The 5,944-nt window shown below is 70.0% G+C and carries 6 protein-coding genes; 1 reads left to right on the top strand and 5 read right to left on the bottom strand.

What is annotated here, in order from left to right; translation table 11 throughout:
* Positions 1-290: 290 nt before the first annotated feature.
* The 5 genes from ACY0I8_RS15460 to ACY0I8_RS15440 all read right to left on the bottom strand — a co-directional run bounded on the left by ACY0I8_RS15460 (position 291) and on the right by ACY0I8_RS15440 (position 5,183).
* Positions 291-1,262 carry a TAXI family TRAP transporter solute-binding subunit gene (locus tag ACY0I8_RS15460; protein WP_461395452.1) on the bottom strand — a complete coding sequence of 324 codons (972 nt, stop codon included), beginning with the start codon at positions 1,260-1,262 and terminating at the stop codon, positions 291-293.
* Between the two features lie 138 nt (positions 1,263-1,400).
* Positions 1,401-2,822: an aspartate aminotransferase family protein gene (locus ACY0I8_RS15455; protein WP_461395451.1), complete on the bottom strand. Its 1,422-nt coding sequence runs from the start codon at positions 2,820-2,822 to the stop codon at positions 1,401-1,403.
* 12 nt (positions 2,823-2,834) lie between these two features.
* A complete protein-coding gene (locus tag ACY0I8_RS15450) occupies positions 2,835-3,689 on the bottom strand; it encodes a beta-keto acid cleavage family enzyme (RefSeq protein WP_461395450.1) in 855 nt (284 codons plus the stop codon).
* A gap of 30 nt (positions 3,690-3,719) precedes the next feature.
* Positions 3,720-4,571: a MurR/RpiR family transcriptional regulator gene (locus ACY0I8_RS15445; RefSeq protein WP_461395449.1), complete on the bottom strand. Its 852-nt coding sequence runs from the start codon at positions 4,569-4,571 to the stop codon at positions 3,720-3,722.
* Positions 4,572-4,709: 138 nt separating this feature from the next.
* On the bottom strand, positions 4,710-5,183 hold the full coding sequence (locus ACY0I8_RS15440; RefSeq protein ID WP_461395448.1) for a polyhydroxyalkanoate synthesis regulator DNA-binding domain-containing protein: 474 nt from the start codon (positions 5,181-5,183) through the stop codon (positions 4,710-4,712).
* Positions 5,184-5,327: 144 nt separating this feature from the next.
* On the opposite strand from ACY0I8_RS15440, the gene ACY0I8_RS15435 reads away from it, so the two are divergent.
* Positions 5,328-5,944: serine/threonine-protein kinase (locus tag ACY0I8_RS15435; RefSeq protein ID WP_461395447.1), on the top strand; the 617-nt coding region annotated here is incomplete at its 3' end.

Below are 5,944 nucleotides of genomic sequence, written 5' to 3'. Positions count from 1 at the left end.
GCGATGGAAAGCTGAAACAGGCTCCACGTGAGCGCGATGGCCGGCACGAGCCACCGCTGCCAGCCCTGGGGCCGGCGGAGCCCCAGCTCCTCCTCCTCCTTGAGCCGCTGGGCCAGGTTCTCGTCGGGGATCTCCACGTCGGGGGGCGTCTGGGCCATGACGATCTCCGGGGCTTTCTCTCCAAGGGCTCGAACACGAGGGCGGGTCCCGCCGTTGGCGGGCCCGCCCGGATCGCTTCGGAAACAGGAAATCGGGGGAGGGTGCGGAACCCTCCCCCGGTGCGGGGCCGGCTACTTCAGGAGGCCCACCTCCCGGAAGTACTTCTCGGCGCCCGGGTGCAGGGGCGCGCTCAGCCCCTGGAGCATGCTCTCCTTGGTCAGCACCTTGTAGGCGGGGTGGAGTTTCTTGAACTCCTCAAAATTGTCGAACACCTCCTTGGTGATCGCGTACACGATGTCCTCGGGCACGTCGATCGAGGTGCAGAAGGTGGCCTTCACGCCGAAGGTGGGCACGTCCTCCTTGTTCTCGGCCCCGGGGTAGAACTCCACCGGGATCTTGGACGGCGCGTAGTAGGGGTACTTGTCGGTGAGCTTTTTCACCACCTCGGCCGGGAGCTCCACGAACCGAACCTTGCGGGCGCCGGCCGTGGCCTCCTTGATGGCCCCGCTGGGGTGGCCCACGGTGTAGAAGAAGGCGTCGATCCGGCCGTCCTGGAGCATGCCGGGGGCCTCGGCCGCCTTCAAGCCCTCGGCCCGGATGTCCTTCTCCCAGTCGATGCCGGCCGCCGTGAGGGCGTCGATGGAGTTCTGGCGCTGGCCGGAACCGGGGTTGCCGATGTTCACGACCTTGCCCTTGAGGTCATAGATCGTTTTGATCCCGGAGTCCACGGCCGCCACCAGGGTGACCGACTCGGGGTGGATCGAAAAGACGGCCCGGAGTTTTTTCTGGGGCTTGCCCTCCCACTCGGCCAGGCCGTTCCAGGCCTGGTACTGCCGGTCGGACTGCACGATGCCGAACTCCAGGTCGCCGTTCATGATGGCGTTCACGTTGAACACCGACCCGGCCGTGGACTCCACGGTGACCCGCAGGTTGTACTCCTTGCGCTTCTTGTTGACCATCTTGCTGATGGCGCCGCCCGTGGGATAGTACACCCCGGTCACGCCGCCGGTGCCGATGGTGACGTAGCGCATCTTGGCCGAGGCTTCGGGCACCCCAAGGGCGCAGACCCCCAGGGCCAGGGCGAGTACGGCGAGTTTCTTCATGGTGATCCCTCCTTCGCGGCTGTGGGCCAGGCGGCCCGGGAACGAAACGGCCATTTCCCCGGATCAAAGGTTTGGTTGATCTACCCGAAACGGCCGCGGGCTGTCAAATGTAGCCCAGGATTGCCGAAGCACAACCCCTCAGCCCGCCCGGACGCCGGTCACCTTCTCCACGGCCTCGGTCAAGGTCGAGACCAGGATGTCGATTTCGTGCTCCCGGATCACGAACGGCGGGCACAGGAGCACGTGGTCGCCGCGGGTGCCGTCCACCGAACCGCTGCCCGGATAGGTCACGAGTCCCCGCCGGAACGCCTCGGCGCCGATGCGCTCGGCGAGTTTGCGTTCGGCCGGGAAGGGCTCGCGGGTCTCCCGGTCGGCCACGAACTCCACCCCCACGAAGAGCCCCACCCCCCGGATGTCCCCCACGTGGGGATGGTGGCCCAGTTCCTGGCGCAGCCGGGCTAGGAGCACCCGGCCCATGGCGTCGGACCGGGCCACCAGATCGTGCTCCTCCATGTACCGGAGCACGGCCGCTCCCACGGCCATGCTCACGGGATGCTGCCCGTAGGTGTGGCCGTGGACGAACCGGCCGGAGCCCGAGCGGATGGCGTCGTGGATCTTCCGGTGGGCGAGCACGGCGCCGATGGGCGCGTAGCCCGACGAGAGCCCCTTGGCCAGCACCACCAGGTCGGCGCTCACCCCCCAGCGCTCCAGGGCCAGGGGCCGGCCGGTGCGGCCCACGCCGGTCATCACCTCGTCGGCGATCAGGAGGATCCCGTAGCGGTCGCAGATCTCCCGGATCCGGGGCCAGTACCCGGCCGGGGGCACCAGGGCCCCGGCCGTGGCCCCCACCACCGGCTCGGCGATGAAGGCCGCGATCGAGTCCGGACCCTCGTAACGCACGGCCCGTTCCAGGGCCTCCGCGCACTCCAGTTCGCAGGTGGCCGGGCTGCGGTGGAACGGGCACCGGTAGCAGTAGCAGGGCTCGATGTGGGGGGTGTGGAGGATGAGCGGCATGTAGGGGGCCCGGCGGCTCGTGTGGCCGCCCAGGGCGAGCGCCCCGGCCGTGTTGCCGTGGTACGCCGTCCACCGGCTCACCACCTTGTAGCGCTCGGGCATGCCCCGCTCGCGCCAGTACTGGCGGGCCATCTTGACCGCGGTCTCCACGGCCTCGGAGCCGCCCGACACGAAATACACCTTGTCGAGGTCGGGGTCGGAGGAGAGGGCGGCCACCCGGGCCGCCATCTCCTGGCACGCCTCGGTGGTGAACTGGGACCCGTGGGCGAAGGCGATGCGGTCGAACTGGGCCAGCGCGGCCTCCCGGATCTCGGGCACCCCGTGGCCGATGGCCACCACGCAGGCCCCCGATGAGCCGTCGAGGTAGCGCTTGCCGGTCTCGTCCCAGATCCACACCCCCTCGGCCTTGACCGCCTTGGGATAGCGCTTGCCGGGCGAGCGGTAGAACACGTGGTCTTCCCGGGCGGGCGCGGGTTCCGGGGGTCCGGGGGAAGCGGTGATCGGCTGCTCGGGATTACGGTCGGGTTTTGCCGCTGCAAGCGCCATGATGCCCCTCCGCTACGGGGAGTCTGCGGGGTCGGCCGTGCGCCGCCCCAGGGACAGGATCTCGCGGGCCTGGTCGGGGGTGGCCACGGGCCGGCCGATCTCGGCGGCGAGCCGGACCACCCGCTCCACGAGCTGGGCGTTGGATCGGGCCAGCACCTCCCGGTGGTAGTAGATGTTGTCCTCGAGCCCCACCCGCACGTGGCCGCCAAGGGCCAGGGTGGTGAGCATGATCGGCAGATGCCCCCGGCCCACCCCGATGGAGCTCCAGGTGGACCCCGGCGGGATCGACTCCACCATGTGCAGAAGCGCCTTGGGCGTGGCCGGGGCCCCGCCGGGCGCCCCCAGCACGAACTGGAAATGGAGCGGCGGGTCCAGGAGCCCCTCGTCCCGGAGCCGCAGGCAGTTGCCGATCATGCCCGTGTCGAAGATCTCGAGCTCGGGCTTGGTGCCGGCCTCCCTCATGCGCCGGGCGAGATCCCGCAGGAACTCCGGGGGGTTCAGGAACACCCCGTCGCCCACGTTGAGGCTTCCCGCGTCGAAGCTCGCGAGTTCCGGCCGGAACCGCAGCGGGATGAACCGGGCGTCGTAGACCAGGTTCCGGCCGGGGATGCCGCTCGTCGTGAGGCAGACGACCGGGTCCACCCCGGCGGCGCGGATCCGGCCGAGCACCCGGCGGTAGAGTTCCTCGTTCTGGGTGCCGAGCCCGGTTTCCGGGTCGCGCACGTGGATGTGCACCACGGCCGCCCCGGCCCGCACGGCCTCGACCGCCGAGTCCGCGATCTCCTCGGGCAGGATCGGGATGTGGGGGCATTTCTCCCGGGGGGTGCGGCTTCCGGTGATGGCCGCGGTGATGATGAGCGGTTCCACGGGGCTTCCTCCTCGGTTCGGCTGCGCCGGTTACCCGGTTTCCCGTGCCTCCCCGGCCGGGCGGATCGCCGGTTCCTCGTCGTCGGGGGACCAGTACACCCGCTGGGCGGCCCAGATCGCCTCCCGGGCCTCCAGGGCCTTTCGGCCCTCCTCCCCCCGGAGCTCCCCCACGGCGAGCAACAGGGCCTGGGCCAGGCTGATCGAGGCCGTGAAGCTCTCCACGTACCCGTCGATGCCGTAGGCCGCGGGCAGCACCACCTGGGCGTGGGGGGCCAGGGGGGAGTCGGGGCCGTCGGTGATGGCGATCACGGTGGCCCCCTGGCGCCGGGCCAGGGCCGTGCCCTCCACCGCGATGCGGGTGTACCGGGGGAAGCTCACGGCCACCACCACGTCGCCGGCCGCGACCCGGGCGAACTGGTCCCACACGTCGGCCGTGCGGGGGGCCAGGAGCCGGGCGTTGACGCCCAGGAACGACAGCCCCAGCTCGAGCACCACGGCGGTGGCGTGGCTCATGCGGAGCCCGAACACCCACACCCGGGGCGCCCCGGCCAGCAGATGGGCCGCCTGCCAGAAGGCCCCCTTGGGCATGGCGGCCCAGGTTTCCTTGAGGTTCTCGATGTCGCGGGAAAAGGAGCGCGAGAGGGGGTCGCCGTGGATCGCCAGCCGCTCCGCCGCGCTGCGGCGGCCCACGAGCCCCTGGCGGAGGCGGCGCTGGAACTCGGGGTATCCCTCGAACCCGGCGGCCTGGACGGCCCGGATCACGGTGGACTCGCTGATCCCGAGCCGCTCCCCCAGTTCCCGGGCCGTCAGATAGCTGGCCTCCTGGGGGTGGGCCTGGGCGAAGGCGAGCACGCGGTCCCGGGGACGCGGGCGGGTGCGCATCGGCAGGAACTCCTGCTTATGGGGCTGTGATGCAGGAAATCCTGCACAGTCCGGCGGGCCGTGTCAAGGGGGAAGGCGGGGAGTCGGGAACGGGGAATGGAGAATGGAGAATGGAGAATGGAGGGCCGTCGGGGCCCTTTACCGCTTCGCCTTGCGGTCGCGGTCGGCCAGCCGCTCCTCCAGCTCGGCGATGCGCCGTTTCAGCGTCTCGATCTCCTGATCCGGGGTCGGCGGGGTGGCCCAGGGGCCCATCCAGGTGCGCCACATCGCCTCCATCTGCTGCTGGGCGTTCCGGTAGGCCGCCATGCCGGCCGAGAACACGCTCTGGAGGAACTCCTCGTAGGCGGACTCCCCGTACTGGATGAGCTGGTGCAGGAACCCCACGGGCAAAAGGTCGCGGCGGTCCTTCTCCTCCTCCAGGATGATCTGGGTGAGGATCACCTTGGTGAGGTCCTCGCCCGTGGTGGCGTCCACCACCTCCACGGTGTGGCCCTCTTTTACCAGCTCCGCGATCTGCTTGAGGTTCACGTACCGGCTGTGGTGGGTGTCGTAGAGCCGGCGGTTCGCGTACTTCTTGATCAGGATTCGCTCGGAAGGCTCGGGTTGGGCCATGGTGGCGTCCTTTCCGCGAAGGCGTTTGGGATGCCCGGGGATGATACCGCGGCGCAGCAATCCAGGAAAGCGGGGACCGGCTTGAGTTTGTGGGCCCGCGTGCCGTTCAGTGAGAACACCCAGGTTTCACGCACGGCGGGAGCGATGAGCGAGGTCGGAAACTACCGGATCGCGGGCCGTATCGGCCAGGGCGGCATGGCCACGGTGTACAAGGGGATCCAGGCGTCCCTGGACCGCCCCGTGGCCATCAAGGTGATCTCCAAGAACCTGGCCGAGGACCCGGAGCTCCGGGAGCGGTTCCTGCGGGAGTCGCACATCATCGCGCGGCTCGCCCACCCCAACATCATCCACGTGATCGACCGGGGCATCACCCGGGACGGCCGGCCGTTTTTCGTGATGGAGTACGTGGAGGGCACCGACCTCGCCCGGTGGATCCGGGAAGGGGGGCTCGACGCGAACCGCCGGCTCGACCTCATGACCCAGGTGTGCAAGGCGCTCGCCTACGCCCACAAGAACGGGGTGGTGCACCGCGACATCAAGCCCGGGAACATCCTGGTGGACCTGGACGGCAACGCCCGGGTGCTCGACTTCGGCATCGCCCAGTTCGCCGACGAGGCGCTCGAGGGCGACGCCACCGGGGCCGGGGTCGTCATGGGCACGCTCGCCTACATGTCCCCCGAGCAACGGGTGGACAGCCGGGCCGTGACCCCGGCGAGCGACATCTACTCCCTGGGCGTGGTGCTCTACGAGCTCTTCGCGGG

It is taken from the genome of Deferrisoma sp. (assembly GCF_054681715.1).
The sequence above is the reverse complement of the archived record's forward strand: the minus strand, read 5'-3'. Positions and strand labels throughout refer to the sequence as shown.

Bases quoted from the DNA above. Each gene is read 5' to 3' on its own strand.
- ACY0I8_RS15460 (WP_461395452.1), bottom strand. From the start codon at position 1,262: ATGAAGAAACTCGCCGTACTCGCCCTGGCCCTGGGGGTCTGCGCCCTT.
- ACY0I8_RS15455 (WP_461395451.1), bottom strand. From the start codon at position 2,822: ATGGCGCTTGCAGCGGCAAAACCCGACCGTAATCCCGAGCAGCCGATC.
- ACY0I8_RS15445 (WP_461395449.1), bottom strand. From the start codon at position 4,571: ATGCGCACCCGCCCGCGTCCCCGGGACCGCGTGCTCGCCTTCGCCCAG.
- ACY0I8_RS15440 (WP_461395448.1), bottom strand. From the start codon at position 5,183: ATGGCCCAACCCGAGCCTTCCGAGCGAATCCTGATCAAGAAGTACGCG.